We start from the raw sequence: 22,897 nt of genomic DNA, 5'->3' as shown, positions 1-22,897 counted from the left end.
TGCGCCCATCACTCGCCCATAGTTATTGGAGGGCCCATGAGCCTGCACGAACTGAACACTTTCCCCGGCGTTACCGCCACGCCAGACAGCGCAACCCGTAACTTCGTGTTCAACCACACCATGCTGCGTGTGAAAGACATCACGAAGTCCCTGGATTTTTACACCCGCGTGCTGGGTTTCTCGCTGGTCGAAAAGCGTGACTTCCCGGAAGCCGAGTTCAGCCTGTACTTCCTCGCACTGGTCGACAAGGCGCAGATCCCGGCCGACGCCGCTGCGCGCACCGAGTGGATGAAGTCGATTCCGGGGATTCTGGAACTGACCCACAACCACGGCACCGAAAACGATGCTGACTTCGCCTATCACAACGGCAATACCGACCCGCGCGGCTTTGGCCACATCTGCATCTCGGTGCCGGACATCGTGGCCGCGTGCGCGCGCTTCGAAGAACTGGGCTGCGACTTCCAGAAGCGCCTGACCGATGGCCGCATGAAGAGCCTGGCGTTCATCAAGGACCCGGACGGCTACTGGGTCGAGATCATTCAGCCTGCGCCGCTGTAAAAGCTGAAAAGCCCCTCACCCTAACCCTCTCCCGGAGGGAGAGGGAACTGATTGGGGGATATTGGAGAGTTACGCCGACTTGAAAGACTGGCGTGAATCCATAATCGACTGGATCGTTCAGGTCGATGGACAATCTCAGATACCTCGGTCGGCTCCTCTCCTGGAGGGAGAGGGAACTGATTGGGGGATATTGGAGAATTACGCCGACTTGAAAGACTGGCGCTGAATCCATAATCGACTGGATCGTTCAGGTCGATGGACAATCTCAGATACCTCGGTCGGCCCCCTCTCCTGGAGGGAGAGGGAACTGATTGGGGGATATTGGAGAGTTACGCCGACTTGAAAGATTGGCGCTGAATCCATAATCGACTGGACCTTTCAGGTCGATGGACAATCTCAGATACCTCGGTCGGCTCCCTCTCCTGGAGGGAGAGGGAACTGATTGGGGGATATTGGAGAATTACGCCGACTTGAAAGACTGGCGCTGAATCCATAATCGACTGGACCTTTCAGGTCGATGGACAATCTCAGATACCTCGGTCGGCCCCCTCTCCTGGAGGGAGAGGGAACTGACTGGGGGATATTGGAGAATTACGCCGACTTGAAAGACTGGCGTGAATCCATAATCGACTGGATCGTTCAGGTCGATGGACAATCTCAGATACCTCGGTCGGCTCCCTCTCCTGGAGGGAGAGGGAACTGATTGAGGGATATTGGAGAGTTACGCCGACTTGAAAGACTGGCGCTGAATCCATAATCGACTGGATCTTTCAGGTCGATGGACAATCTCAGATACCTCGGTCGGCTCCCTCTCCTGGAGGGAGAGGGAACTGATTGGGGGATATTGGAGAGTTACGCCGACTTGAAAGACTGGCGCTGAATCCATAATCGACTGGATCGTTCAGGTCGATGGACAATCTCAGATACCTCGGTCAGCTCCCTCTCCTTCGGGAGAGGGCTGGGGTGAGGGGCAAGATTTCACGCCCAATAAAAAACCCGTGATCTCTCACGGGTTTTTTCATTTATGGCCTGGCAGTTACGCCGGAGCCGAAGTGCGGATCAAGTGATCGAAAGCACTCAACGAAGCCTTCGCGCCCTCGCCCACCGCAATCACGATCTGCTTGTACGGCACAGTCGTTACGTCGCCGGCAGCGAAGATGCCCGGGATCGACGTCTCACCACGGTTGTCGACAATGATCTCGCCACGTGGCGACAGCTCGATGGTGCCTTTGAGCCAGTCAGTATTGGGCAACAGACCGATCTGGACAAAGATCCCTTCCAGCTCGACGGTACGCAGTTCATCGCTGTTGCGATCCTTGTAACGCAGACCGTTGACCTTCTCGCCATTACCGGTGACTTCAGTGGTTTGTGCGCTGGTGATCACGGTGACGTTCGGCAGACTGTGCAGCTTGCGTTGCAGCACAGCGTCGGCCCGCAGTTTTACATCAAACTCCAGCAAGGTGACGTGGGCCACGATACCGGCCAGGTCGATCGCCGCTTCGACGCCGGAGTTACCGCCACCAATCACCGCAACACGCTTGCCTTTGAACAGCGGGCCATCGCAGTGCGGGCAGTACGCCACGCCTTTGTTGCGGTATTCCTGCTCACCCGGCACGTTCATTTCGCGCCAGCGTGCACCGGTCGCCAGAATCACACTCTTGGCTTTGAGGGTCGCGCCACTGGCGAAGTGAACTTCATGCAGCTCGCCGTTCTTGCCGGGAATCAGCTTGTCGGCGCGTTGCAGGTTCATGATGTCGACGTCGTATTGCTTGACGTGTTCTTCCAGCGCAGTCGCCAGTTTCGGGCCTTCGGTTTCCTGTACGGAAATGAAGTTCTCGATGGCCATCGTGTCCAGCACCTGGCCGCCAAAGCGCTCGGCTGCGACACCGGTGCGGATGCCTTTACGCGCAGCGTAGATCGCCGCCGAAGCACCGGCCGGGCCACCGCCGACCACCAGCACGTCAAAGGCTTCTTTGGCGCTGATTTTCTCGGCCTGACGCTCGATGGCGCCGGTGTCGAGCTTGGCGAGAATTTCTTCCAGGCCCATGCGGCCCTGACCGAAGTTCTCACCATTGAGGTAGATGCTCGGCACCGCCATGATCTTGCGATCATTGACTTCGTTCTGGAACAACGCGCCGTCGATGGCAACGTGGCGGATGTTCGGGTTGAGCACGGCCATCAGGTTCAGTGCCTGGACCACGTCCGGGCAGTTCTGGCAGGACAGCGAGAAATAGGTCTCGAAGCTGAACTCGCCTTTGAGCGAGCGGATCTGCTCAATCACTTCAACGCTGGCTTTCGATGGGTGACCACCGACTTGCAGCAGGGCCAGCACCAGGGAAGTAAATTCGTGGCCCATCGGGATACCGGCGAAACGCAGACTGATGTCGGCGCCCGGACGGTTGATCGAGAACGATGGCTTGCGGGCATCATCACCGTTGTCGATCAGGGTAATCTGGCTCGACAGACTGACAACGTCTTTGAGCAGGTCATGCATTTCCCGGGATTTCGCACCGTCGTCGAGGGAAGCAACGATCTCGATCGGCTGGGTGACCCGTTCCAGGTACGATTTCAACTGGGCTTTAAGATTGGCGTCCAACATACGGGCGATCTCCTGTGTCTTTATTCGAGGCGAAAAAAAGCCCGAGCGAATCTCGCCCGGGCTTTTTTATTGGGCGGTGCAGCTTACTGAAGTAGGTGCGGAGTTCCGCCCTGTGTTGCGTGTCTCACAGACTTAGATCTTGCCGACCAGGTCCAGGGACGGAGCCAGAGTGGCCTCGCCTTCTTTCCACTTGGCTGGGCAAACTTCGCCTGGGTGAGCAGCAACGTATTGAGCAGCCTTGATCTTGCGCAGCAGCTCGGAAGCGTCACGACCAACGCCGCCATCGTTCAGTTCAACGATTTTGATCTGGCCTTCAGGGTTGATCACGAAGGTGCCACGGTCAGCCAGGCCAGCTTCTTCGATCAGCACGTCGAAGTTGCGGGAGATGGCGTGGGTCGGGTCGCCGATCATGGTGTATTCGATTTTGCCGATGGCTGGCGAAGTGTTGTGCCAGGCAGCGTGGGCAAAGTGGGTGTCGGTGGAAACGCTGTAGATCTCTACGCCCAGTTTCTGGAAGGCAGCGTAGTTGTCAGCCAGGTCTTCCAGCTCGGTAGGGCAAACGAAGGTGAAGTCGGCTGGGTAGAAGAATACGACCGACCACTTGCCTTTCAGGTCAGCGTCCGAGACTTGAACGAAGTCGCCGTTTTTGAACGCGGTAGCTTTGAACGGTTTTACTTGGCTGTTGATGATAGGCATTGATGACTCTCCGTCAGGGTTGTGAAGTTGATGGGGTGAATCCTACCCACTCACTCGACGGATGGCTCATTGGCAAACCTGATGCTGCTGATTTGTTTTCGCTATTAGCTGACTGTATTAATAGAAGAAAACGATATCTACGACGAAGCCGGCTTTTCCGTAATCCGAGCCATCCCCTGGAATGGGCTTGCTTCAACATAGCGCATCGCGGACTTCATATCCTTCCAGCCGACGTAACTCATCAGCGACTTCAAGTCCCAGCCGCTTTGATGGGCCCACGTGGCAAAGCCTCGACGCAGCGAATGGCTGGTGTAGTTTTCTGCCGCAATACCGGCACGCTCCAGCGCCTGACGCAGCAGTGGAATGATGCTGTTGGCGTGCACGCCCTCCTCGCTCAGGTTGCCCCAGCGGTCAATGCTGCGGAAAACCGGGCCACGTACCAGAGCGGCTTCGGTCAGCCAGTCGATATAGGCCTGAACCGGACACAGTTTCAGCAGTGCCGGCGCTTGATACGTCTGTCCAAGGTTTTCCCGATCACCCTTGCTGCGCGGCAGATACAAGGTGATGCCAGTGCCGGCGTTGGCCTGCACATGCTCGATCTGCAAGCGGCATAGCTCATCACTGCGAAAGCCGCGCCAGAAGCCGAGCAGAATCAGCGCCCGATCGCGGTAGGCCTTGAGCAGCGCTGGGCGATCCTGTTGCTGCTTCGCCGTCAGCGCCTCTTGCTCCAGCCAGGCGACGACGCGCTCCAGATCGCGCAATTGCAAGGGTTCGGCTTGCTTTTCCTGCGCCGGATGCAATGCCCGAATACCCTTGAACACCTTGCGCACCACCGGCGCTTTGGTCGGATCGGCAAACCCCTGACTGTTGTGCCACTGCGCCAGCGCCGACAGACGCAGCTTGAGCGTGTTGATCGACAGCACGCCTGCATGTTCGACGAGATAACGCGCCACGCTGTCTGCCGTGGCCGGCAGGAAACCTCCCCACGTCACTTCGAAATGCTCGATGGCCGCGCGATAGCTGCGTCGGGTGTTGTCGCGGGTAGCGGCTTGCAGATAGCGATCCATATCGCTCATGGGCAGTTTTCTCGCAGGCGTACTGATTCAATGATCAAAAAGCGAATTTAATCACCTGACACTGGGTAATACCAGTATATCCCGTGTCTTTAATATCAAAGGTTTAACTTTATTTTTTGAATGGTACACTGCGTACTTTAGTGGCATGTACCACAGTACGTAACCGTAGGAGTTCTCATGGCCCGTGGCGGCATTACCAAAGCGCTGGTTCAGATTGCGCGCACCGCGATTCTGGCCCGCGGCGAACACCCGAGCATTGATGCAGTACGCATCGAAATGGGTAATACCGGCTCGAAAACCACGATCCATCGCTACTTGAAAGAGCTGGATGACGGCGCCCAGCCAATCGAAGCCTCGGCCGAACCGATTGATGACGAGCTGACTGCACTGGTCTCGCGCCTCGCTCAACGCCTGAAAGAACAGGCGCAAGAGCCGATCGAGCAGGCACGCGAGCAGTTCGAAGCGCAACGCGAAGCCCTGGAGTCGGAACTGAAGCAAACCCGCCAGGCCCTGGAAAAGCTCGAGCACGAGCACGACATTCAAGGCGCCGCGCTGGAGCGTGAGTCCGAAGCACTGAGCAACACCCGCTCCATGTTGCAAACCGAACAAACCCGTAATGCCGGTCTGAATCAGGCACTGGCCGATTTCGAATTGCGCCTGCAGGACAAGGACGAGCAGATCCGCTCGCTGGAAGAAAAGCACCTCCACGCCCGTGACGCACTGGAGCACTACCGCAACGCCACCAAAGAGCAGCGCGAGCAGGAACAAAGTCGCCACGAAGCGCAAGTGCAGCAGATTCAGGCCGAACTACGTCAGGCACAGCAAAGTGCGCTGGTCCGCCAGGATGAAATCACTCAACTGCATCGCGACAACGAACGCCTGCTCACGGAAAATCGTGGCACTCAACGCGAATTGAATTTGTTGCAGGATCAGCTCAAGCAGAGCAATCAGCGCCAGGATCAATTGCTTGAGCAAGCGACCCGCGTCGACAGCGAACGCACCCTCCTCCAGGAACGTTTGCGCGTAGCGACGCTGGAAAGCCAGACACTCAAACAGAGCGTCGAGGAGCAGGCACTGCTCAACCAGTCACTGGAAAAGGAATTGAGTAAAGTGCAGGCAAGCCTGGAAGAAAGCCAACGTCTGGCAGCCACCGTTGCGGCAGCGCCAGACCCGGCCAAACCGAAAAACGCTTAAGCGCCGACCGGCGTACGCATTGTGACGAACTCTTCGGCGGCCGTCGGGTGAACCCCGATCGTGTCGTCGAAGTCGCGCTTGGTGGCACCAGCCTTCAATGCAATCGCCAGCCCCTGCACGATCTCTCCGGCGTCAGGGCCGACCATATGGCAACCGAGGACTTTATCGGTTTTGCCGTCGACCACCAGCTTCATCAGCGTCTTCTCCTGACACTCGGTCAGCGTCAGCTTCATCGGACGGAAACGGCTTTCGTAAATGACCACGTCGTGACCCGCCTCGCGCGCCTCTTCTTCGGTCAAGCCGACTGTGCCGATGTTCGGCAGGCTGAACACGGCCGTCGGGATCATCTTGTAATCGACCGGACGGTATTGCTCAGGCTTGAACAGACGTCGCGCCACCGCCATGCCCTCAGCCAATGCCACCGGGGTCAACTGTACACGACCGATCACATCGCCCAGCGCCAGGATTGACGGCTCGCTGGTCTGGTATTGCTCGTCGACCTCAATGAAGCCTTTGTCGTTGAGCTGCACATCGGTGTTTTCAAGGCCCAGGTTATCCAGCATCGGACGCCGGCCAGTGGCGTAGAACACGCAGTCCGCCTCCAGCACTCGACCATCCTTGAGGGTGGCTTTCAAGCTGCCATCGGCCTGCTTGTCAATGCGTGCGATGTCGGCATTGAACTGCAGATCCATGCCGCGCTTGGTCAGCTCCTCCTGCAGATGCTTGCGCACTGAACCGTCGAAGCCGCGCAGGAACAGATCACCGCGATACAGCAAGGTGGTGTTCGCCCCAAGTCCGTGGAAGATCCCGGCAAACTCGACCGCGATGTAACCGCCACCGACCACCAGCACGCGTTTCGGAAGCTCCTTGAGGAAGAATGCCTGGTTGGAGCTGATGGCGTGCTCATGCCCCGGAATCTGTGGAATCTGCGGCCAGCCGCCGGTGGCGATCAAAATGTTTTTCGCGGTGAAGCGCTCACCGTTGACCTCGACCTCATGCGGGCCGACGATCTTCGCGTGCGCTTCATGCAGGGTCACGCCACTGTTCACCAGCAGATTGCGGTAAATGCTGTTGAGGCGGTTGATCTCGCGATCCTTGTTGGCAATCAGCGTCGCCCAATCGAAATTCGCTTCGCCCAGGCTCCAGCCGAACCCGGACGACTGCTCGAAGTCTTCGGCGAAATGCGCGCCGTACACCAAGAGTTTTTTCGGCACGCAGCCGACGTTGACGCAGGTGCCGCCCAGATAACGGCTCTCGGCCACCGCCACTTTTGCACCGAAACCGGCAGCAAAACGGGCAGCCCGCACACCACCGGAACCGGCACCAATCACATAAAGGTCAAAATCGTAGGCCATTTCTATCTCCTCGGCAGGCGATCAGCATACCCGCAGCCACCCGCTGGGCAAGTCCTGGCAAGTAAATGGGGGCGGAAAATGAAAAAAGCCACTCGAAGGTGGCTTTTTTCTTACAAACGAAGCAGGCGTACTCAGTAAGCCTTGCCAGTCTTGTAGAAGTTCTCGAAGCAGAAGTTGGTCGCCTCGATGTAGCCTTCAGCGCCACCGCAGTCGAAACGCTTGCCTTTGAACTTATAGGCCATCACGCAACCGTTCTGCGCCTGCTTCATCAGGGCGTCGGTGATCTGGATTTCGCCACCCTTGCCTGGCTCGGTCTGCTCGATCAGGTCAAAGATGTCCGGCGTCAGGATGTAACGACCGATGATTGCCAGGTTCGACGGTGCGTCTTCCGGCTTTGGCTTCTCGACCATGCTGTGAACGCGGTAGATGTCGTCGCGAATCATCTCGCCGGCGATCACGCCGTACTTGCTGGTTTCCTGCGGATCGACTTCCTGAATGGCGATGATCGAGCAGCGGAACTGCTTGTACAGCTTGACCATCTGGGTCAGCACGCCGTCGCCTTCGAGGTTGACACACAAGTCGTCCGCCAGCACCACAGCGAACGGTTCGTCACCGATCAGCGGGCGACCGGTCAGAATCGCGTGGCCCAGACCTTTCATTTCGGTCTGACGGGTGTAGGAGAACGAGCACTCATCCAGCAGTTTGCGGATGCCGACCAGGTATTTCTCTTTGTCGGTGCCTTTGATCTGGTTTTCCAACTCGTAGCTGATGTCGAAGTGGTCTTCCAGAGCGCGTTTGCCACGACCCGTAACAATGGAGATTTCCGTCAGGCCAGCGTCCAGAGCTTCTTCAACGCCGTACTGGATCAGTGGCTTGTTTACCACCGGCAGCATTTCTTTAGGCATGGCTTTAGTCGCTGGCAGGAAGCGAGTACCGTAACCGGCTGCTGGGAACAAGCATTTCTTGATCATATAAGTCCTTGAAAGGGCTGTGTGTACGAGTTTCGGCGCAGTCTAATCAGGCGGCGTGCACCTTACAATGCCCCGCACTGGCTAACCGATGCCAACATAGAGAAATATTCTCGCCGATAGTTCCATCGGCAACTTCGGACCGCGAAATCAGCGTAGCTCAAAGTCACCGATAAACCGCTTCACCATACGCTCATCGTCACCCAATGCGAGCATTTGCCGGTATCATGGCGGCTTTGAACCAGCGAACGAGACAGATAGATGGCCGCAGCAAAAATCATCAATGGGTACACGGTCGACAAGGGCAAAGATGGCCAGTGGCACATCACTGCCGCCAATGGCGAAGATGTGTCCGGGCCGTTACCTACTGAAGCCATGGCGATCGAAGTCGCGTCGGTACTCGATTACACGCCGCCCGCGCCGAAGCGACGCGGCAAGAGCGAGGGCTGAGCCCTCGCAGCGAATGCCGAGCCCTGCCATTGCGCAGGGCTTTTTTCTGTTCGAACGCAAACAAGTGGCCAATCGCTATAACCTTTTCACGCCGGCGCTGTCAGAGCGTCTAGTCCCCCCTCGCTGAAGATCACACTCATGAATATGAACAAATGGCTGCCCCTCGTTGCGGTATTGGCATTAAGCGGCTGCGCCACCTCTGAAACCACGTACCTGAACAATGGCGAACAGGGCCTGAGTATCGATTGCTCCGGCGAAGCCAACTCCTGGGCCACCTGCTACGAAAAGGCTGACGCGTCCTGCGCCGGGACCGGTTACCGCATCGTCGGTACCGACGGCACGCCAGCGTCGAAGGAAAGCGACAAGACGCTCGGCGTCGATGTCGGCAACTACAAGAACCGCAGCGTGGTGGTGGTCTGCAAATAAACCCTACATGTGTATTTCAGCGAACTTGATCCCGAGTCCGCGCACGACTTCGATCAGGTCGTCGAGTCGGCTGAACGACTCGACCTCATCGTTCTCGTCCACCAGAAAGTAACTGCGCCCGGCGCTCTTCTTGAAAAACACGATCCACTCCCCCGGATTCGCCGGGTTCTGAATCACATGGGTGGCAGAGATAAGGCCCTCTACGTGGCGCTCCCGTACTTGCTCTCGCTTCATCGCGACTCCAGAAATGAAAATGCCGTCACAGCATGACTGTGACGGCATCGATGCTGATGACAGACAGTCTATCAGCCGGAAATGCACGCATTGGCAGCGTTGCGCACATCCCGAGGGCGAATGGGAACGTTGGACATACGCTCATGCAGCTTGATACTGCTGCCGCCGGAGCGGTCTTCGATATCAAACACAGCGGCCGGACCCGAGGACAATTTGCCCGGAACGATCACCCGAACCCCGTCCTTGTGCGGTTGCGTTTGCAGCGCGCCGCGGCTGTCAGCCAGTTTATCGGACAGGCACTGCGCATATTCCTGGGGTTTCTTGCCAGAGATCACGCTCATGGTCGGCAGCGTTTCGTTTATTTCAGAAACGCTCGCACAACCACTCACCACCAGAACCAATGGCAGACACACCACACCCCACTTCATATAAAACCTCCATTAAAGACCGTCCGACAGCACAAATGCCGTTTTTATCCGAGGCCTTCTGCATTTAACCCGCATCCAATCGCGAATATCTGTTCAAAATTGTCAAAGCGACGCCCGACGGCCGGATAATAACCCGTGCGGGCTGATAAACTGCGCTCATCGACAAGCTATCGTTTTGATTTAGTAGAAAAAGCCCTTCTGGAGGCGCCCATGAAATTTATTCACCAGCGCGAGCACCTCAACGAAGACGACATCGTCGTCATCCAATGCTCGCAAATGTGCAACATCCGTCTGATGAACGACGCCAACTTCCGCAGCTTCAAGAACGGCGGCCGCCACACCTATCACGGTGGCGCTTTCGACACGTTCCCGGCCCGTATCACCGCGCCGAGCACCGGGTTCTGGAACATCACCATCGACACCGTCAACCGCCGGGCGATCAGCGTAACCCGCAAACCGACGCTGACCCATTCGATCAAGATCATTCGCCGCTCCAGCTCCAAACTCAGCTGAGACGCTCCGCCCATTCAGAAAGGTAGGCATGACCGTGGCTCAAACGACCAAATACGTCATCAAGTACAAACTCAACGGCGAACGCCGCTTCGAGTTCGCACAACTGCAGAACGGCACAGCGGAAGAGGCCAAGGCAGCCCTGGACGCTATCCACGGCCAGAGCGACGATGTGATCACTGACATCGCCGTGAGCAAAGCGCTGTAGTACGGCGCCGGGAATTCGACCGCAAGCGGCGGAGTGCTCTGCCGCCCGCACCTGACCAGACTGACGGCTTCGACCTTGGGTCAAGGAGTCAGCATGTCGATGTCACCCACCCGTTTAGCCGAACTCGACTGGGCCGGTCTTGAACAGCAACTGGACCGCGACGGATGCGCCATCATCCGCTCACTGCTGTCGGCCGCAAGCTGTGAGCACCTGAGCGCGCTCTATCCGCAGACCGGGCCGTTCCGCTCCCAGGTCATCATGGCTCGCCATGGTTTCGGTCGCGGCGAATACAAGTACTTCCGTTATCCGCTGCCCGCGCCCATACAACGCCTGCGCACGGCGCTGTATCCGTGCCTGGTGCCGGTGGCGAATCGCTGGTACGCGCGAATGAACCTGCCGGAACGTTTTCCGCCAGGCCACGACGAATTTCTTCAGCACTGCCATGCCGCCGGCCAGTTGCGCCCTACTCCGCTCTTATTGCAGTACGGTGCGCAGGACTACAACTGCCTGCACCAGGATGTGTACGGTGAATGGGTGTTTCCGTTGCAAGTGGCGATTCTGCTGTCAGAACCCGGCGAGGATTTTACCGGTGGCGAATTCGTCCTCACCGAACAACGCCCGCGCATGCAGTCGCGTCCGCTGGTGCTGGATCTGAAAAAAGTCGATGCCGTGATCTTTGCCGTCAATCAACGCCCGGTCAAAGGCGTGCGCGGCGATTACCGGGTGACCCTGCGTCATGGCGTCAGTCGCCTGCACAGTGGAAAAAGGCATACCCTAGGCATCATCTTTCACGACGCCACGTGACGACCATGTCATCCCGTACATTCGATCTGTTCGCAGGCCACGAACCCGAACAACAGCCACGAGCCGAGCAGATCGGCGAACAATCATGGGTGTTGCGCGGTTTCGCCTTGCCGGTGGTCGACCACCTGCTGCCGGCGCTGGACGCCATTCTCGTCGCCGCGCCCTTGCGTCACATGGTCACGCCGGGCGGCTTCAGCATGTCAGTCGGCACCAGCAGTTGCGGTGCGTGGGGCTGGATCACCGATCGCAGCGGCTATCGTTACTCGCCCGTCGACCCGCTCAGCGGTTTACCCTGGCCGCCGATGCCGAAATCGTTCGCCATGCTGGCGCACTCGGCCGCCGAACGCGGCGGATTCTCTGACTTCAACGCAGATTCCTGCCTGATCAACCGCTATATCCCCGGTGCCAAGATGTCGTTACATCAGGATAAAGACGAAAAGGACTACGCCGCACCGATCGTTTCCCTGTCCCTCGGGTTGCCGGCGATGTTTCTGTTCGGCGGTTTTTCCCGCAGCGACAAAACCCAGCGCATTCCACTGCTGCACGGTGACATGGTGGTCTGGGGTGGCGTCGACCGCTTGCGGTATCACGGCGTATTGCCGATCAGGCACGGTCAGCATCCGCGCCTTGGCGAACAGCGGATCAACCTGACGTTCCGGGTCGCCCGATAAGCAGAAAATTCGACCGCAAGGCCCGGAGTGTCGTGCGCGCCGAGGCTGGTTAACCTGAGTCAAACAGGTCAACGGATTACTCATCATGAAAACGCTTTCGACCCCGCTCAACATCCAGGACGATCCACGCTGGGCCGCTGTGGTCGCTCGCGATCCACGAGCGGACGGGCAGTTTGTCTATGCGGTAAAAACCACCGGCATCTACTGCCGTCCCAGCAGCCTGGCACGGTTGCCTAAACCGCAGAACGTCGAGTTCTTCGACAATGCGCAACAGGCTGAAGCGGCAGGCTACCGGCCGAGCAAACGGGCCAGCAAGGATCACAGTGATGTCGCGGCGCAACACGCTGTGACCGTGGCGAAAGCCTGTCGACAGATCGAAACGGCAGAAAACCCGCCGCGGCTCAATGAGCTCGCGCAGACGGCAGGCTTGAGCCCGTTTCATTTTCATCGGGTGTTCAAGGCTGCCACCGGCCTGACGCCCAAAGGTTACGCCGCCGCCCACCGTTCGCGCAGGGTCCGCGAACGGCTGGCAGACGGCGACTCCGTGACGGACGCGCTCTATGACGCCGGTTTCAACTCCAACAGCCGCTTCTACGAAGCCGCCGATCATCTGTTAGGCATGAAGCCCGGCGACTACCGTGCAGCCGGCCAGAACAACGACATTCGTTTCGCGGTGGGCCAATGCTCGCTCGGCGCGATCCTGGTCGCGCAAAGCGAACGCGGGGTTTGCGCGATTCTGCTGGGCGACGACCCGCATCAACTGGTGTGCGATCTGCAGGATCAATTCAAGAAAGCCAACTTGATTGGCGCCGACCGTGGATTTGAACAACTGATCGCCAAGGTCGTGGGCTTTATCGAAGCGCCGGCCATTGGCCTGGACTTGCCGCTGGACGTGCGCGGGACGGCGTTTCAAGAGCGCGTCTGGCAAGCGTTGCGCGAGATTCCGCCCGGCAGCACGGCCAGCTACGCCGACATTGCCCAACGCATCGGCGCGCCGACATCCATGCGCGCCGTGGCCCAGGCCTGCGGGGCCAACCGTCTGGCGGTAGCGATCCCCTGCCACCGCGTGGTGCGCAGCGATGGCAATCTGTCAGGTTATCGCTGGGGCGTGGAGCGCAAGCGCCAGTTGCTGGAGCGTGAGACGCAGTCTTAGCGAACGCCGATATGGATCGACACTGATTCGGGGCCGGTATAGGCCTCGAAGTCCGTGGCGTAGCGACGCTGGATCTGCGGATTGTCATTAAAGAACGTCCACACTTTGCCCCAGGTAGAGATCACCGCGTCGGGCATTTGACCGTGCGCCTCGAACACCAGATAGTCGCCCGCTTCGATCTCGACCGATTCGTACCCGCCCGCAGGCTTGTCGACAGCCACGCCCGCGGTCACGTCGAACGCCCCGGAGGCGTCCGACTCGTAGGCCGAATACACGCCATACACGGGCGATCCGGCTTGCTGGTCGGGAATGATTTCAGTCAGTGCGCTGGCGAAAAACTGCCGCCACATCGGGCCGATCTTCGCCGACTCGGTGCTGTGCTCTGCTGCATTGTCCGTGCGTACACGCAAGCCCGAGACCGTGAAGGCGTCTATCTGCTGCCGTTTCAAGTCCATCGAAAACCTCACTCCCTGATTGGTTGAAGCACGGTCCGCAAGCGCCGCGATGGCGTTAACTCTGTCAGCGATTGACGTCAACGACAACCCTGCCGCGCAACTGTCCGGCGAGCAATGTCGGCGCCGCATCGACCGCTTCGCTCAGGCTGATTTCATGGCTGATCAGCGACAGCAACGCGAAATCCAGATCCTTCGCCAGACGATCCCAGGCTTCCAGGCGGCGCGCCTTGGGCTGAGTCACGCTATTGATGCCGGCCAGCGTCACGCCGCGCAGGATGAAAGGCGCTACCGACGCCGGAAAATCCATACCTTGCGCCAAGCCGCAGGCAGCGACTGTTCCTTCGGCTCGTGTGCTGGCGCAGGCGTTGGCCAGGGTGTGGCTGCCAACCGAATCAATGACGCCCGCCCAACGCTCCTTGGCCAGCGGTTTGCCGGGTTCGGACAAGGTTGCGCGCTCAATGATCTCGCTAGCGCCCAGCTGTTTCAGGTACTCATGCTCGGAGACCCGACCGGTGGATGCCACCACCTGGTAGCCGAGTTTGCTGAGCAGAGCGATGGCAAAACTGCCCACGCCGCCATTGGCGCCCGTCACCAGAATCTCGCCCTGATCGGGCGTGACGCCATTGCGCTCCAGCGCGAGGATGCACAGCATCGCCGTGTAGCCAGCGGTGCCAATGGCCATCGCCTGTGCCGGGGTAAAAGCCTTGGGCAACGGAATCAGCCAGTCACCCTGCAACCGGGCTTTTTGCGCAAGACCGCCCCAATGACTTTCACCGACGCCCCAGCCGTTGAGCAGCACTGGATCGCCGACCTCGTAATCGGCGTGAGCACTGGCCTCAACCGTACCGGCCAGATCGATTCCCGGCACCATCGGAAATTTGCGCACCACCGGACTGCTGCCGGTAATCGCCAGGCCATCCTTGAAGTTGAGTGTGCTGTAGGCGACACGTACGGTGACATCGCCTTCGGGTAACTGGTCCTCGTTGATCGCTTGCACGCTGGCGCGATAACCGCGGTCGTCTTTGTCGATCAGAATGGCGTTGAACATGGCGACCTCTCGCGAACGGGTTTAAGGATTGCGTGCCTTGAAATACCACATCGCAATACATTGCCACACTCGACTTTCTGCTTGTCCGCAAATCGACCGGGTATTTGCATCGCGGGCGACTATGCTTTTTCGACGGTTGTGCTTTCGCGATGATTCCTTTGGAAATCGCCCTGTCGATGGAGCTGACAATGCCTTATCCGCGCTCGTTTCTTGTGATGCTGATGCTGTGGCTGCTGACCTTCGGCAATGCTTTGGCAGCCCCCGCGACAACAACCGCTGACGCAGCGCCGGACGCGCCGACATGGCCGCAAGTCATCACCAGCGGCAAGGCGAAACTGACCGTGTACCAGCCGCAACTCGACAGCTGGGATGGCTATACCCTCAATGCCCGCGCGGCGGTCGAAGCCACAAGCGGCGACGGCAAGTCCACCTACGGCATCGTCCAGTTCAGCGCGCATACACTGGTCGACAAAGCGACCCGCTGGGTGGCGCTCGATCAGTACAAGCTGATCAAGGCCGACTTCCCGGCCGATGCCCGCCAGGCCGACATCTGGGTCGCGGCATTGCAAAAGGACGCCGAAAACCGCAAGAAGACCATTTCGCTGGATCAGCTCGAAGCCGCCGTAGGCGTGCTGTCGGCCGAGCAGAAAGCCGACAGCGCGCCACTGGAAAATACGCCGCCAGCCATCGTCACGTCCGACGTCCCCGCTCTGCTTGTCTATATTGATGGCGAGGCCGCCTATCGAGCGGTGGACGGCACTGCGCTGCAACGGGTGCTCAACACTCGGCCGCTGCTGCTGAACGATGCCCAGGGCAAACATTACCTGCATGTATTCGATGGCTGGATGGTTGCCGACCAGTTGAGCGGCGAGTACATGCGCCTGGCCGCACCACCTGCCGATCTGGAAAAAGCCCGACTGGCGGCGATCAAGAGTCGGCAGGTCGATCTGTTGACGGGACAAAGTGATCCCAAAGACAAGGTGCCGAGTCTGGCCAAACCGCCGCAGCCGAAGATCTTCATCGCCACCACGCCCACCGAACTGCTGGTGACCGACGGCGCGCCACAATGGCTGCCCATCCAAGGCACAAGCCTGCTTTATGTGAGCAACACCACCGGGCATATCTTCAAGGAAATCGGTGACCAGAACAGTTACGTGCTGATCTCCGGGCGCTGGTTTCGCGCCAGCGACATGAAGGGGCCGTGGACATTTACCCCGGCCGACAAATTGCCCGCCGACTTCGCAAACATCCCCGACGACAGCCCGAAAGAGAACGTCAAGGCCTCCGTCGCCGGCACGCCACAGGCCAAGGAAGCCGCGATTGCCGCGACCATTCCCCAGACCTCGGCGATCAAGAAAAACGCGGTGCACATGACAGCGCCGCAGTTCGATGGCGAGCCGCAACTCAAAGCCATCAACAGCACACCGCTGCAGTATGTGGTCAACAGTGCGACACCGATCATGCGCGTCGACAACGACAGCTGGTTTGCGGTGGAGAACGGAATCTGGTTCACCTCGACGTCCTTGAACGGGCCGTGGACCGTGGCCAGTTCCGTACCGGCGGTGATCTATTCGATCCCGCCGAGTTCGCCCATGCACTACCTCACCTACGTCAAGGTCTATGAGTCCAGCGGCGATACCGTGGTGGTCGGTTACACGCCGGGGTATCAGGGATCGAATCTGGACCCGGCGACCGGCGTCGTGGTTTATGGCACCGGTTATCCGTACACGCCGTGGGTCGGCAGTGTCTGGTACGGGCCGCCGGTGACTTACGGTTTCGGCGTCGCCATTCGCTACACACCCTGGACCGGCTGGACGTTCGGCTTCGGTTTCGGCTGGAGCTGGGGCGGCAGCACCGTGGCAATGGGCTGGGGCTGGGGCGCCTATCCGTGGTGGGGCAATTACGGCTGGGGTTACGCCTGGGGCCCGCACCTGTATCCAGCGCCGCTGGCCTGGGGTGGCGCCGCCTACGGTTATCGTGGCGGCGCGGTAGCCTGGGGGCCCGGCGGCTGGGCCGGAACCACGGGCAACATTTACCGTCAGTGGGGCGATCGAGCGACCGTCAGCCGCTACGGTGCGGGCTACAACGCCTGGACCGGCAATCGCTGGGCGGGTCAGGTAGGTGCTTCGTATAACTCACGCACCGGCGTCGCAGCGGCGGGTCAACGGGGCGCCGTGCATAACGTCTATAACGGCAACTATGCAGCCGGACGCAGCGGCGTGGCGACCGGGCCGAACGGCGGCGCCATTGCCGGCGAACGGGTCACTGTCGGCAATGCGCGCAACGGCACGCAAGTCACCGCCAACCGTGGTGCGGTGTACAACCCCAACTCCGGCAACACCACTCAATATGGCGCGGTTCGCGGACGCAACAGTGGTGTGGCCCATGTCGGCGACAACGTTTATGCGGGGCATGACGGTAACGTCTACAAGAAAACCGATAATGGCTGGCAGTCGATGGTGGGCGGCGGTACACGGCCGGCGCCGGTAAACAACAATGCACAACTGCAGAACCTCAATCGCGAATCCGCTGCGCGCAATGTCGGCAACCAGCGCACCAACAACTTTCATAACTCCTCGCAAAACATGAATCGTTCGTTTGGCGGCGGCGGATTACACCGACGCTGAAAAACTGCATGGCATATTCAGTATTTCGAACTGGCTGTGTAGACGGCTTTGCTGTTAAAAAACGACCCTGCCGTCCCTGCCCGTTTTGTCGTTCGGAGAACCGCTGTCATGAGCCAATGGCCAGATAACCGCCTGCTTGACCTACTCGGTATTGAGGTACCAATCATTCAGGGCCCGATGGCCGGTGCCACGAATTCGTCCATGGTGATCGCCGTGTGTAACGCCGGGGGGCTGGGTTCGATGCCGGCGGCGATGCTCAGCATCGAGCAGTTGCGTGACGAGCTGAAAACCATTCGTGCAAACACTGACAAACCTTTCAACGTGAACTTCTTCTGCCATCAGCCACCGGCGCCGGATGAACAACGCGCCCGCGACTGGAAGAACCTGCTGGAACCTTACTATCGCGAACTGGGCGTGGATTTCGACGCACCGACGCCGGTGTCCAATCGCGCGCCCTTCGATGCCGCAGCCTGCGATGTACTGGAGGAGTTTCGACCGTCGGTGGTGAGCTTTCACTTCGGCCTGCCGGAAAAATCCCTGCTGAATCGGGTCAAGGCCACCGGAGCGAAAATTCTCTCCTCGGCCACCACCGTCGAGGAGGCCGTGTGGCTGGAGCAGAACGGTTGCGATGCGATCATTGCCATGGGTTACGAAGCTGGCGGCCATCGCGGAATGTTCCTGAGTGAGGACTTGAGCAGTCAGGTCGGCACATTTGCCCTGGTACCGCAGGTGGTGGATGCGGTGAACATTCCTGTGATCGCTGCGGGCGCCATTGCCGACGCTCGCGGTGTCGCGGCAGCGCTCATGCTCGGCGCGTCGGCGGCGCAGGTGGGTACTGCGTACCTGTTCACCCCGGAAGCGAAAGTCAGCGCTGCTCATCACCAGGCGCTGCGCACGGCCAAGGAAAGCGAAACCGCGATCACCAATATTTTCACCGGCCGTCCGGCCCGCGGCATTCTGAACCGTGCCATGCGCGAGCTGGGCCCGATGTCGCCGATGGCTCCCGCATTTCCGCTGGCGGGGGGTGCGTTGATGCCGTTGCGAGCGAAGCATGAGGCTGAGTTCGCCAACCTCTGGGCGGGTCAGGCCTTTACGTTGGGCAAAGACGTCAGCAGTGCCGAACTGACGCGACAGTTGGCCGACGGTGCTTTGGCAAAACTGCAACAGCGTTGAGTCCGGACCGCATGAGGAATCGAAGCCCTCACACTGGTTTCAAGCAACACTTTCCGTTTGCCGGCGTTTCGCTATATATTTCGCTATATAGCGATCTCACCCCTCGCATCGGCGCAGTCCACTTCCAACAATAGCTGCCCTGTGCCCACGCCAACCACGGAGCTGTTACATGACCATTTGTGCCTCCCGTTTTGCCCCTTCCTGCCTGGTTTCCCTGCTCGCGGTGTTCGCCATTGGCACTGTCCAGGCTGATGAAGTGCAAGTGGCTGTAGCTGCCAACTTCACCGCGCCGATCCAGGCGATTGCCGCCGATTTCGAAAAAGACACCGGGCACAAACTGGTCGCCGCTTACGGCGCCACTGGCCAGTTCTATACCCAGATCAAAAACGGCGCGCCGTTCGAAGTGTTCCTCTCGGCGGACGACACCACTGCGGAAAAACTCGAAAAAGAAGGCGATAGCGTCAAGGGCTCGCGATTCACCTACGCCATCGGCACCCTGGCGCTGTGGTCGGCCAAAGAAGGCTACGTCGATGCCAAAGGCGATGTGCTAAAGAAAAACGGGTACCAGCATCTGTCCATCGCCAACCCGAAAGCCGCACCTTACGGGCTCGCCGCCACGCAGGTGCTGGAGAAGCTGAAACTGACCGAGGCCACCAAAGCCAAGATCGTTGAAGGCCAGAACATCACCCAGGCGTATCAATTCGTCTCCACCGGCAACGCCGAACTAGGCTTCGTTGCTCTCTCGCAGATCTACAAGGACGGTAAAGTCAGCAGCGGCTCGGCCTGGATCGTTCCGGCCAGCCTGCATGACCCAATCAAACAGGACGCGGTCATCCTCAACAAAGGCAAGGACAGCGCCGCCGCCAAAGCCTTGGTTGAATACCTCAAGGGCCCAAAAGCCGCTGCGGTGATCAAGTCTTACGGTTATCAACTCTAAATGGCGCTGACGAGTGCCGATTTTGCGGCGATCTGGCTGACCCTGAAACTGGCGTCCCTGACCACCGTGATTCTATTGCTGGTCGGCACACCAATCGCCCTGTGGCTGTCGCGTACCCGTTCGTGGTTGCGCGGCCCGATCGGGGCGATTGTCGCCCTGCCCCTCGTGCTGCCGCCGACCGTCATCGGTTTCTATCTGTTGCTGATGATGGGGCCGCACGGCTTTCTCGGCCAATTCACCCAATGGCTGGGACTCGGCACGCTGACCTTCAGTTTTACCGGGCTGGTGATCGGCTCGGTGATCTACTCCATGCCGTTTGTGGTGCAACCGCTACAGAACGCCTTTTCGGCGATCGGCACCCGTCCTCTGGAAGTGGCCGCGACTTTGCGCGCCAATCCTTGGGACACTTTTTTCAGCGTGATGCTGCCCCTGGCGCGTCCGGGTTTTATCACGGCAGCGATCCTCGGATTCGCCCATACCGTCGGTGAATTCGGTGTGGTGCTGATGATTGGCGGCAACATTCCCGACAAGACCCGCGTGGTGTCCGTGCAGATTTACGACCACGTCGAAGCCATGGAATACGCCCAGGCTCACTGGTTGGCCGGGGCGATGCTGGTGTTTTCCTTTCTGGTGTTGCTGGCGCTGTACACCAGCCGCAAAACCCGTGCGGGCTGGAGCTGACCGATGATTGATGCACGTTTGAAAATCGGCTATTCCGGCTTCAGCCTGGACGTTGCCCTGCACTTGCCGGGCCGTGGCGTTACCGCGTTGTACGGTCATTCCGGCTCCGGCAAAACCACCTGCCTGCGCTGCATTGCCGGGCTGGAACGTGCCGAACAGGCATTTATCCGCATCAACGGTGAAGTCTGGCAGGACAGCGACCATGGCACTTTCGTCCCGCCACACAAACGCGCAGTCGGCTACGTGTTTCAAGAGGCCAGCCTGTTCGCGCACCTGTCGGTGCTGGGCAATCTGCAATTCGGCCTCAAGCGCATCGCCAAGGCCCAGCGTCGGGTGGATCTCGCGCAGGCCACTGAACTCCTGGGTATCGGTCATCTGCTCGAGCGCCATCCGCAGCACCTCTCTGGTGGCGAACGTCAACGAGTGGGCATTGCCCGAGCCCTGCTGACCAGCCCGAAGTTGTTGTTGATGGACGAGCCCCTGGCCGCTCTCGACAGCCAGCGCAAACGCGAAATTCTGCCTTACCTGCAGCGTCTGCATGACGAGCTGGACATTCCACTGCTGTACGTCAGCCACGCGCAAGACGAAGTGGCGCGACTGGCCGATCACCTCGTGCTGCTCAGCGACGGCAAGGCCCTGGCCAGTGGCCCGATCGGCGAAACCCTCGCCCGTCTGGATTTACCGATGGCAATGGGCGACGACGCCGGAGTGATCATCGAGGGCCAGGTCAGCGCCTACGACGCCGATTATCAGTTGCTGAGCCTGCAATTGCCGGCCACCCATTTGCACATTCGCGTCACCCACGCGCCGATGGCATTGGGTCAGGCCTTACGGTGCAAGGTACACGCGCGAGACATCAGTCTCACCCTGCAGAACACCGAGTTCAGCAGCATCCTCAATCGTCTGCCGGTCACCGTGGTCAGTGAACTGGCAGCGGACAACGCTGCCCATGTCCTGATTCGTCTCGATGCCGGCGGCACGCCCTTGGTGGCGCGTATCACGCGCTTCTCGCGGGATCAACTCGGCGTGCATCCGGGCCAGCATCTCTGGGCGCAGATCAAGGCGGTCGCAGTGCTGGCGTAAATCATTCGGCACGACGGCTACAGCGTGCGGTCAATCGTTTACAGACCACGACGCCCCCAAGGAAGCCGCCATGCCCGACACCGTGCTGACCGACGCACTGCCCCCAGACCTGCACTATGTCGATGACACCCAGCCCGGTATCACGCGCAAGAAACTGCGCGGCAAGTTCAGCTACTTCGAACCCTCTGGCCAGCGCATCACTGACCCGGACGAAATCAAACGCATCAACGCCCTCGCGGTGCCGCCGGCCTATATCGACGTGTGGATCTGCGTCGACCCGCGTGGCCACCTGCAAGCCACTGGGCGCGATGCCCGTGGCCGCAAACAATACCGCTATCACGCGCGCTGGCGCGAAGTGCGCGATGCCGACAAGTATTCACGCCTGCGCGAATTTGGCCTGGCGCTGCCGAAATTGCGCAAACAGCTGGAAGCGCTGCTGGCCGCGCCCGGTTTCAGTCGCGACAAAGTCATGGCCACGGTGATCACCCTGCTCGATGCCACGCTGATTCGTGTCGGCAACACGCAATATGCGCGGGATAACCGTTCCTACGGCCTGACGACCTTGCGCAGCCGACATGTCGAGGTCAACGGCAGTGCGATCCTGTTCCAGTTTCGCGGCAAGAGCGGGATCGAACATCAAATCACCGTCAAGGATCGCCGTCTGGCGCGAATCATCAAGCGCTGCCTGGAAATCCCCGGGCAGAACCTGTTTCAGTATCTGGATGAAAACGGTGACCGCCACACGGTCAGCTCTTCCGACGTCAATGCGTATCTGCAAACCCTGACCGGCGCCGACTTTACCGCCAAGGACTACCGCACTTGGGCCGGCAGCGCCCTGGCATTGGCGGTGTTGCGTGAGCTGACTCACGAATCGGAGACCGAAGCCAAACGCCACGTCGTCGAGATGGTCAAGGGCGTCGCCAAACAGCTGGGCAATACGCCAGCGGTGTGCCGCAAGTGCTATATCCATCCCGCTGTGGTGGAAAAATTCATGCTCGGCGCACTGGCGCAACTCCCCCGTCCGCGAGTGCGCAAAGGGCTGCGCGCCGAAGAAGTGGCGTTGGCAATGTTTCTCGAGCAGATGAGCGAAATGACCGACGCGCCTTGATCCCCGCCCGGCAGTGCCAGCCGACGAGTTGATCTGCCTATTTTTTGCACGATCGCCGCAGCCTTCTATAGTTGATCTGACACGAATCAGCTGCGGTGACGCCATGGAAGACATTTTCGTCGTGAAGCGCTGCAACAAGATCATCATTCACGGTCGACGCGCCGGAGAAAGCCAGCATGATCCCGCCGAAGCCATTGGCTGGTTTCGTATCTGCGACACGCGCACGGGTGGCTTCATCGGCGATGGCTACGACAGGGAACACGACGCCAGGGTCGAATGCGAGCGCCTTAACGCAGCGAGTTCTCCACTACCGGTCCGCCAGTCTTCCGGCTGATGCCGATCACCGGCGGGTCTATACTGAAACCAGCTGAAGGAGCAGCACCCCAACGGCAGAAGGCTCGCGACTTGCGGGCTTTTTGCTGCCGCTCAGCGGTTTCATTGAACGGAGGTGTTCC

25 protein-coding genes are annotated in these 22,897 nt (G+C 59.4%); 16 read left to right on the top strand and 9 right to left on the bottom strand.

Annotation, left to right across the window (positions count from 1 at the left end):
* Positions 1-36: 36 nt before the first annotated feature.
* The gene (gene gloA / locus HV782_RS14210; RefSeq protein WP_007963339.1) at positions 37-558 is read left to right on the top strand and encodes a lactoylglutathione lyase; all 522 of its coding nucleotides are present in this window, start codon (positions 37-39) and stop codon (positions 556-558) included.
* 1,036 nt (positions 559-1,594) lie between these two features.
* On the opposite strand, the gene ahpF is transcribed toward gloA, so the two are convergent.
* From ahpF to HV782_RS14195, 3 genes are all read right to left on the bottom strand, one after another.
* Positions 1,595-3,157: an alkyl hydroperoxide reductase subunit F gene (gene ahpF, locus HV782_RS14205; protein ID WP_186745922.1), complete on the bottom strand. Its 1,563-nt coding sequence runs from the start codon at positions 3,155-3,157 to the stop codon at positions 1,595-1,597.
* Between the two features lie 132 nt (positions 3,158-3,289).
* Positions 3,290-3,853 (bottom strand): alkyl hydroperoxide reductase subunit C, encoded by a 564-nt coding sequence (gene ahpC / locus HV782_RS14200; RefSeq protein WP_034154256.1) that lies wholly within the window; start codon positions 3,851-3,853, stop codon positions 3,290-3,292.
* Positions 3,854-3,990: 137 nt separating this feature from the next.
* On the bottom strand, positions 3,991-4,929 hold the full coding sequence (locus tag HV782_RS14195) for a site-specific integrase (RefSeq protein ID WP_186745920.1): 939 nt from the start codon (positions 4,927-4,929) through the stop codon (positions 3,991-3,993).
* A 177-nt stretch (positions 4,930-5,106) separates the two neighbouring features.
* Here HV782_RS14195 and HV782_RS14190 point away from each other — a divergent pair, with 177 nt between their 5' ends.
* Complete coding sequence (locus HV782_RS14190) at positions 5,107-6,123, top strand: DNA-binding protein (RefSeq protein WP_123468390.1); 1,017 nt, start codon at positions 5,107-5,109, stop codon at positions 6,121-6,123.
* Here the strand turns inward: HV782_RS14190 and gorA are convergent.
* On the bottom strand, positions 6,120-7,478 hold the full coding sequence (gene gorA, locus HV782_RS14185) for a glutathione-disulfide reductase (protein WP_186745918.1): 1,359 nt from the start codon (positions 7,476-7,478) through the stop codon (positions 6,120-6,122). The two genes, HV782_RS14190 and gorA, sit on opposite strands and share 4 nt — an antisense overlap.
* Positions 7,479-7,609: 131 nt before the next feature.
* A complete protein-coding gene (gene galU, locus HV782_RS14180; protein ID WP_007912230.1) occupies positions 7,610-8,449 on the bottom strand; it encodes a UTP--glucose-1-phosphate uridylyltransferase GalU in 840 nt (279 codons plus the stop codon).
* A 258-nt stretch (positions 8,450-8,707) separates the two neighbouring features.
* Here galU and HV782_RS14175 point away from each other — a divergent pair, with 258 nt between their 5' ends.
* Positions 8,708-8,896 (top strand): hypothetical protein, encoded by a 189-nt coding sequence (locus tag HV782_RS14175; RefSeq protein ID WP_128614534.1) that lies wholly within the window; start codon positions 8,708-8,710, stop codon positions 8,894-8,896.
* Between the two features lie 144 nt (positions 8,897-9,040).
* Positions 9,041-9,322, top strand: a complete 282-nt coding sequence (locus HV782_RS14170; RefSeq protein WP_177490493.1) for a hypothetical protein — start codon at positions 9,041-9,043, stop codon at positions 9,320-9,322.
* 3 nt (positions 9,323-9,325) lie between these two features.
* On the opposite strand, the gene HV782_RS14165 is transcribed toward HV782_RS14170, so the two are convergent.
* Both HV782_RS14165 and HV782_RS14160 read right to left on the bottom strand, forming a co-directional pair.
* On the bottom strand, positions 9,326-9,556 hold the full coding sequence (locus HV782_RS14165) for a hypothetical protein (protein WP_095187256.1): 231 nt from the start codon (positions 9,554-9,556) through the stop codon (positions 9,326-9,328).
* A 71-nt stretch (positions 9,557-9,627) separates the two neighbouring features.
* A complete protein-coding gene (locus HV782_RS14160) occupies positions 9,628-9,984 on the bottom strand; it encodes a hypothetical protein (RefSeq protein ID WP_123468379.1) in 357 nt (118 codons plus the stop codon).
* A 210-nt stretch (positions 9,985-10,194) separates the two neighbouring features.
* Between HV782_RS14160 and HV782_RS14155 the strand changes: the two genes are divergently transcribed.
* From HV782_RS14155 to ada, 5 genes are all read left to right on the top strand, one after another.
* Positions 10,195-10,497, top strand: a complete 303-nt coding sequence (locus tag HV782_RS14155) for a DUF1883 domain-containing protein (protein WP_057400164.1) — start codon at positions 10,195-10,197, stop codon at positions 10,495-10,497.
* 28 nt (positions 10,498-10,525) lie between these two features.
* Positions 10,526-10,702: a hypothetical protein gene (locus HV782_RS14150; RefSeq protein ID WP_177490491.1), complete on the top strand. Its 177-nt coding sequence runs from the start codon at positions 10,526-10,528 to the stop codon at positions 10,700-10,702.
* Positions 10,703-10,795: 93 nt separating this feature from the next.
* Positions 10,796-11,506: a 2OG-Fe(II) oxygenase gene (locus HV782_RS14145; RefSeq protein WP_186745916.1), complete on the top strand. Its 711-nt coding sequence runs from the start codon at positions 10,796-10,798 to the stop codon at positions 11,504-11,506.
* A gap of 5 nt (positions 11,507-11,511) precedes the next feature.
* Positions 11,512-12,177: a DNA oxidative demethylase AlkB gene (gene alkB / locus HV782_RS14140; RefSeq protein WP_186745914.1), complete on the top strand. Its 666-nt coding sequence runs from the start codon at positions 11,512-11,514 to the stop codon at positions 12,175-12,177.
* An 85-nt stretch (positions 12,178-12,262) separates the two neighbouring features.
* Positions 12,263-13,330 carry a bifunctional DNA-binding transcriptional regulator/O6-methylguanine-DNA methyltransferase Ada gene (ada, locus tag HV782_RS14135; protein ID WP_186745912.1) on the top strand — a complete coding sequence of 356 codons (1,068 nt, stop codon included), beginning with the start codon at positions 12,263-12,265 and terminating at the stop codon, positions 13,328-13,330.
* On the opposite strand, the gene HV782_RS14130 is transcribed toward ada, so the two are convergent.
* Positions 13,327-13,785 carry a GyrI-like domain-containing protein gene (locus tag HV782_RS14130; RefSeq protein ID WP_186745910.1) on the bottom strand — a complete coding sequence of 153 codons (459 nt, stop codon included), beginning with the start codon at positions 13,783-13,785 and terminating at the stop codon, positions 13,327-13,329. The genes ada and HV782_RS14130 overlap by 4 nt on opposite strands.
* Before the next feature lie 64 nt (positions 13,786-13,849).
* On the bottom strand, positions 13,850-14,833 hold the full coding sequence (gene acuI, locus HV782_RS14125) for an acrylyl-CoA reductase (NADPH) (RefSeq protein ID WP_186745908.1): 984 nt from the start codon (positions 14,831-14,833) through the stop codon (positions 13,850-13,852).
* A 188-nt stretch (positions 14,834-15,021) separates the two neighbouring features.
* Here acuI and HV782_RS14120 point away from each other — a divergent pair, with 188 nt between their 5' ends.
* From HV782_RS14120 to HV782_RS14090, 7 genes are all read left to right on the top strand, one after another.
* The gene (locus HV782_RS14120; protein WP_186745906.1) at positions 15,022-17,460 is read left to right on the top strand and encodes an autotransporter; all 2,439 of its coding nucleotides are present in this window, start codon (positions 15,022-15,024) and stop codon (positions 17,458-17,460) included.
* Between the two features lie 108 nt (positions 17,461-17,568).
* On the top strand, positions 17,569-18,633 hold the full coding sequence (locus HV782_RS14115) for an NAD(P)H-dependent flavin oxidoreductase (RefSeq protein WP_186745904.1): 1,065 nt from the start codon (positions 17,569-17,571) through the stop codon (positions 18,631-18,633).
* 169 nt (positions 18,634-18,802) lie between these two features.
* On the top strand, positions 18,803-19,570 hold the full coding sequence (modA, locus tag HV782_RS14110) for a molybdate ABC transporter substrate-binding protein (RefSeq protein ID WP_186745902.1): 768 nt from the start codon (positions 18,803-18,805) through the stop codon (positions 19,568-19,570).
* Positions 19,571-20,251 (top strand): molybdate ABC transporter permease subunit, encoded by a 681-nt coding sequence (modB, locus tag HV782_RS14105; RefSeq protein ID WP_186745899.1) that lies wholly within the window; start codon positions 19,571-19,573, stop codon positions 20,249-20,251. It begins immediately after the preceding gene.
* A gap of 3 nt (positions 20,252-20,254) precedes the next feature.
* A complete protein-coding gene (gene modC / locus HV782_RS14100; RefSeq protein ID WP_186745890.1) occupies positions 20,255-21,334 on the top strand; it encodes a molybdenum ABC transporter ATP-binding protein in 1,080 nt (359 codons plus the stop codon).
* Positions 21,335-21,404: 70 nt separating this feature from the next.
* Positions 21,405-22,442, top strand: a complete 1,038-nt coding sequence (locus HV782_RS14095; protein ID WP_186745887.1) for a DNA topoisomerase IB — start codon at positions 21,405-21,407, stop codon at positions 22,440-22,442.
* 103 nt (positions 22,443-22,545) lie between these two features.
* Entirely contained in the window at positions 22,546-22,776 is a 231-nt protein-coding gene (locus tag HV782_RS14090) for a hypothetical protein (RefSeq protein WP_186745884.1), read from the top strand.
* The last annotated feature ends 121 nt before the right edge of the window (positions 22,777-22,897 follow it).

The organism is Pseudomonas monsensis, from assembly GCF_014268495.2.
Lineage (GTDB): Bacteria > Pseudomonadota > Gammaproteobacteria > Pseudomonadales > Pseudomonadaceae > Aquipseudomonas > Aquipseudomonas monsensis.
The sequence above is the reverse complement of the archived record's forward strand: the minus strand, read 5'-3'. Positions and strand labels throughout refer to the sequence as shown.

Excerpts from the sequence above, each read along its gene's own strand:
- gloA (WP_007963339.1), top strand. The coding sequence starts at position 37 with ATGAGCCTGCACGAACTGAACACTTTCCCCGGCGTTACCGCCACGCCA.
- ahpF (WP_186745922.1), bottom strand. The coding sequence starts at position 3,157 with ATGTTGGACGCCAATCTTAAAGCCCAGTTGAAATCGTACCTGGAACGG.
- ahpC (WP_034154256.1), bottom strand. The coding sequence starts at position 3,853 with ATGCCTATCATCAACAGCCAAGTAAAACCGTTCAAAGCTACCGCGTTC.
- HV782_RS14195 (WP_186745920.1), bottom strand. The coding sequence starts at position 4,929 with ATGAGCGATATGGATCGCTATCTGCAAGCCGCTACCCGCGACAACACC.
- HV782_RS14190 (WP_123468390.1), top strand. The coding sequence starts at position 5,107 with ATGGCCCGTGGCGGCATTACCAAAGCGCTGGTTCAGATTGCGCGCACC.
- gorA (WP_186745918.1), bottom strand. The coding sequence starts at position 7,478 with ATGGCCTACGATTTTGACCTTTATGTGATTGGTGCCGGTTCCGGTGGT.
- galU (WP_007912230.1), bottom strand. The coding sequence starts at position 8,449 with ATGATCAAGAAATGCTTGTTCCCAGCAGCCGGTTACGGTACTCGCTTC.
- HV782_RS14175 (WP_128614534.1), top strand. The coding sequence starts at position 8,708 with ATGGCCGCAGCAAAAATCATCAATGGGTACACGGTCGACAAGGGCAAA.
- HV782_RS14170 (WP_177490493.1), top strand. The coding sequence starts at position 9,041 with ATGAACAAATGGCTGCCCCTCGTTGCGGTATTGGCATTAAGCGGCTGC.
- HV782_RS14165 (WP_095187256.1), bottom strand. The coding sequence starts at position 9,556 with ATGAAGCGAGAGCAAGTACGGGAGCGCCACGTAGAGGGCCTTATCTCT.
- HV782_RS14160 (WP_123468379.1), bottom strand. The coding sequence starts at position 9,984 with ATGAAGTGGGGTGTGGTGTGTCTGCCATTGGTTCTGGTGGTGAGTGGT.
- HV782_RS14155 (WP_057400164.1), top strand. The coding sequence starts at position 10,195 with ATGAAATTTATTCACCAGCGCGAGCACCTCAACGAAGACGACATCGTC.
- HV782_RS14150 (WP_177490491.1), top strand. The coding sequence starts at position 10,526 with ATGACCGTGGCTCAAACGACCAAATACGTCATCAAGTACAAACTCAAC.
- HV782_RS14145 (WP_186745916.1), top strand. The coding sequence starts at position 10,796 with ATGTCGATGTCACCCACCCGTTTAGCCGAACTCGACTGGGCCGGTCTT.
- alkB (WP_186745914.1), top strand. The coding sequence starts at position 11,512 with ATGTCATCCCGTACATTCGATCTGTTCGCAGGCCACGAACCCGAACAA.
- ada (WP_186745912.1), top strand. The coding sequence starts at position 12,263 with ATGAAAACGCTTTCGACCCCGCTCAACATCCAGGACGATCCACGCTGG.
- HV782_RS14130 (WP_186745910.1), bottom strand. The coding sequence starts at position 13,785 with ATGGACTTGAAACGGCAGCAGATAGACGCCTTCACGGTCTCGGGCTTG.
- acuI (WP_186745908.1), bottom strand. The coding sequence starts at position 14,833 with ATGTTCAACGCCATTCTGATCGACAAAGACGACCGCGGTTATCGCGCC.
- HV782_RS14120 (WP_186745906.1), top strand. The coding sequence starts at position 15,022 with ATGCCTTATCCGCGCTCGTTTCTTGTGATGCTGATGCTGTGGCTGCTG.
- HV782_RS14115 (WP_186745904.1), top strand. The coding sequence starts at position 17,569 with ATGAGCCAATGGCCAGATAACCGCCTGCTTGACCTACTCGGTATTGAG.
- modA (WP_186745902.1), top strand. The coding sequence starts at position 18,803 with ATGACCATTTGTGCCTCCCGTTTTGCCCCTTCCTGCCTGGTTTCCCTG.
- modB (WP_186745899.1), top strand. The coding sequence starts at position 19,571 with ATGGCGCTGACGAGTGCCGATTTTGCGGCGATCTGGCTGACCCTGAAA.
- modC (WP_186745890.1), top strand. The coding sequence starts at position 20,255 with ATGATTGATGCACGTTTGAAAATCGGCTATTCCGGCTTCAGCCTGGAC.
- HV782_RS14095 (WP_186745887.1), top strand. The coding sequence starts at position 21,405 with ATGCCCGACACCGTGCTGACCGACGCACTGCCCCCAGACCTGCACTAT.
- HV782_RS14090 (WP_186745884.1), top strand. The coding sequence starts at position 22,546 with ATGGAAGACATTTTCGTCGTGAAGCGCTGCAACAAGATCATCATTCAC.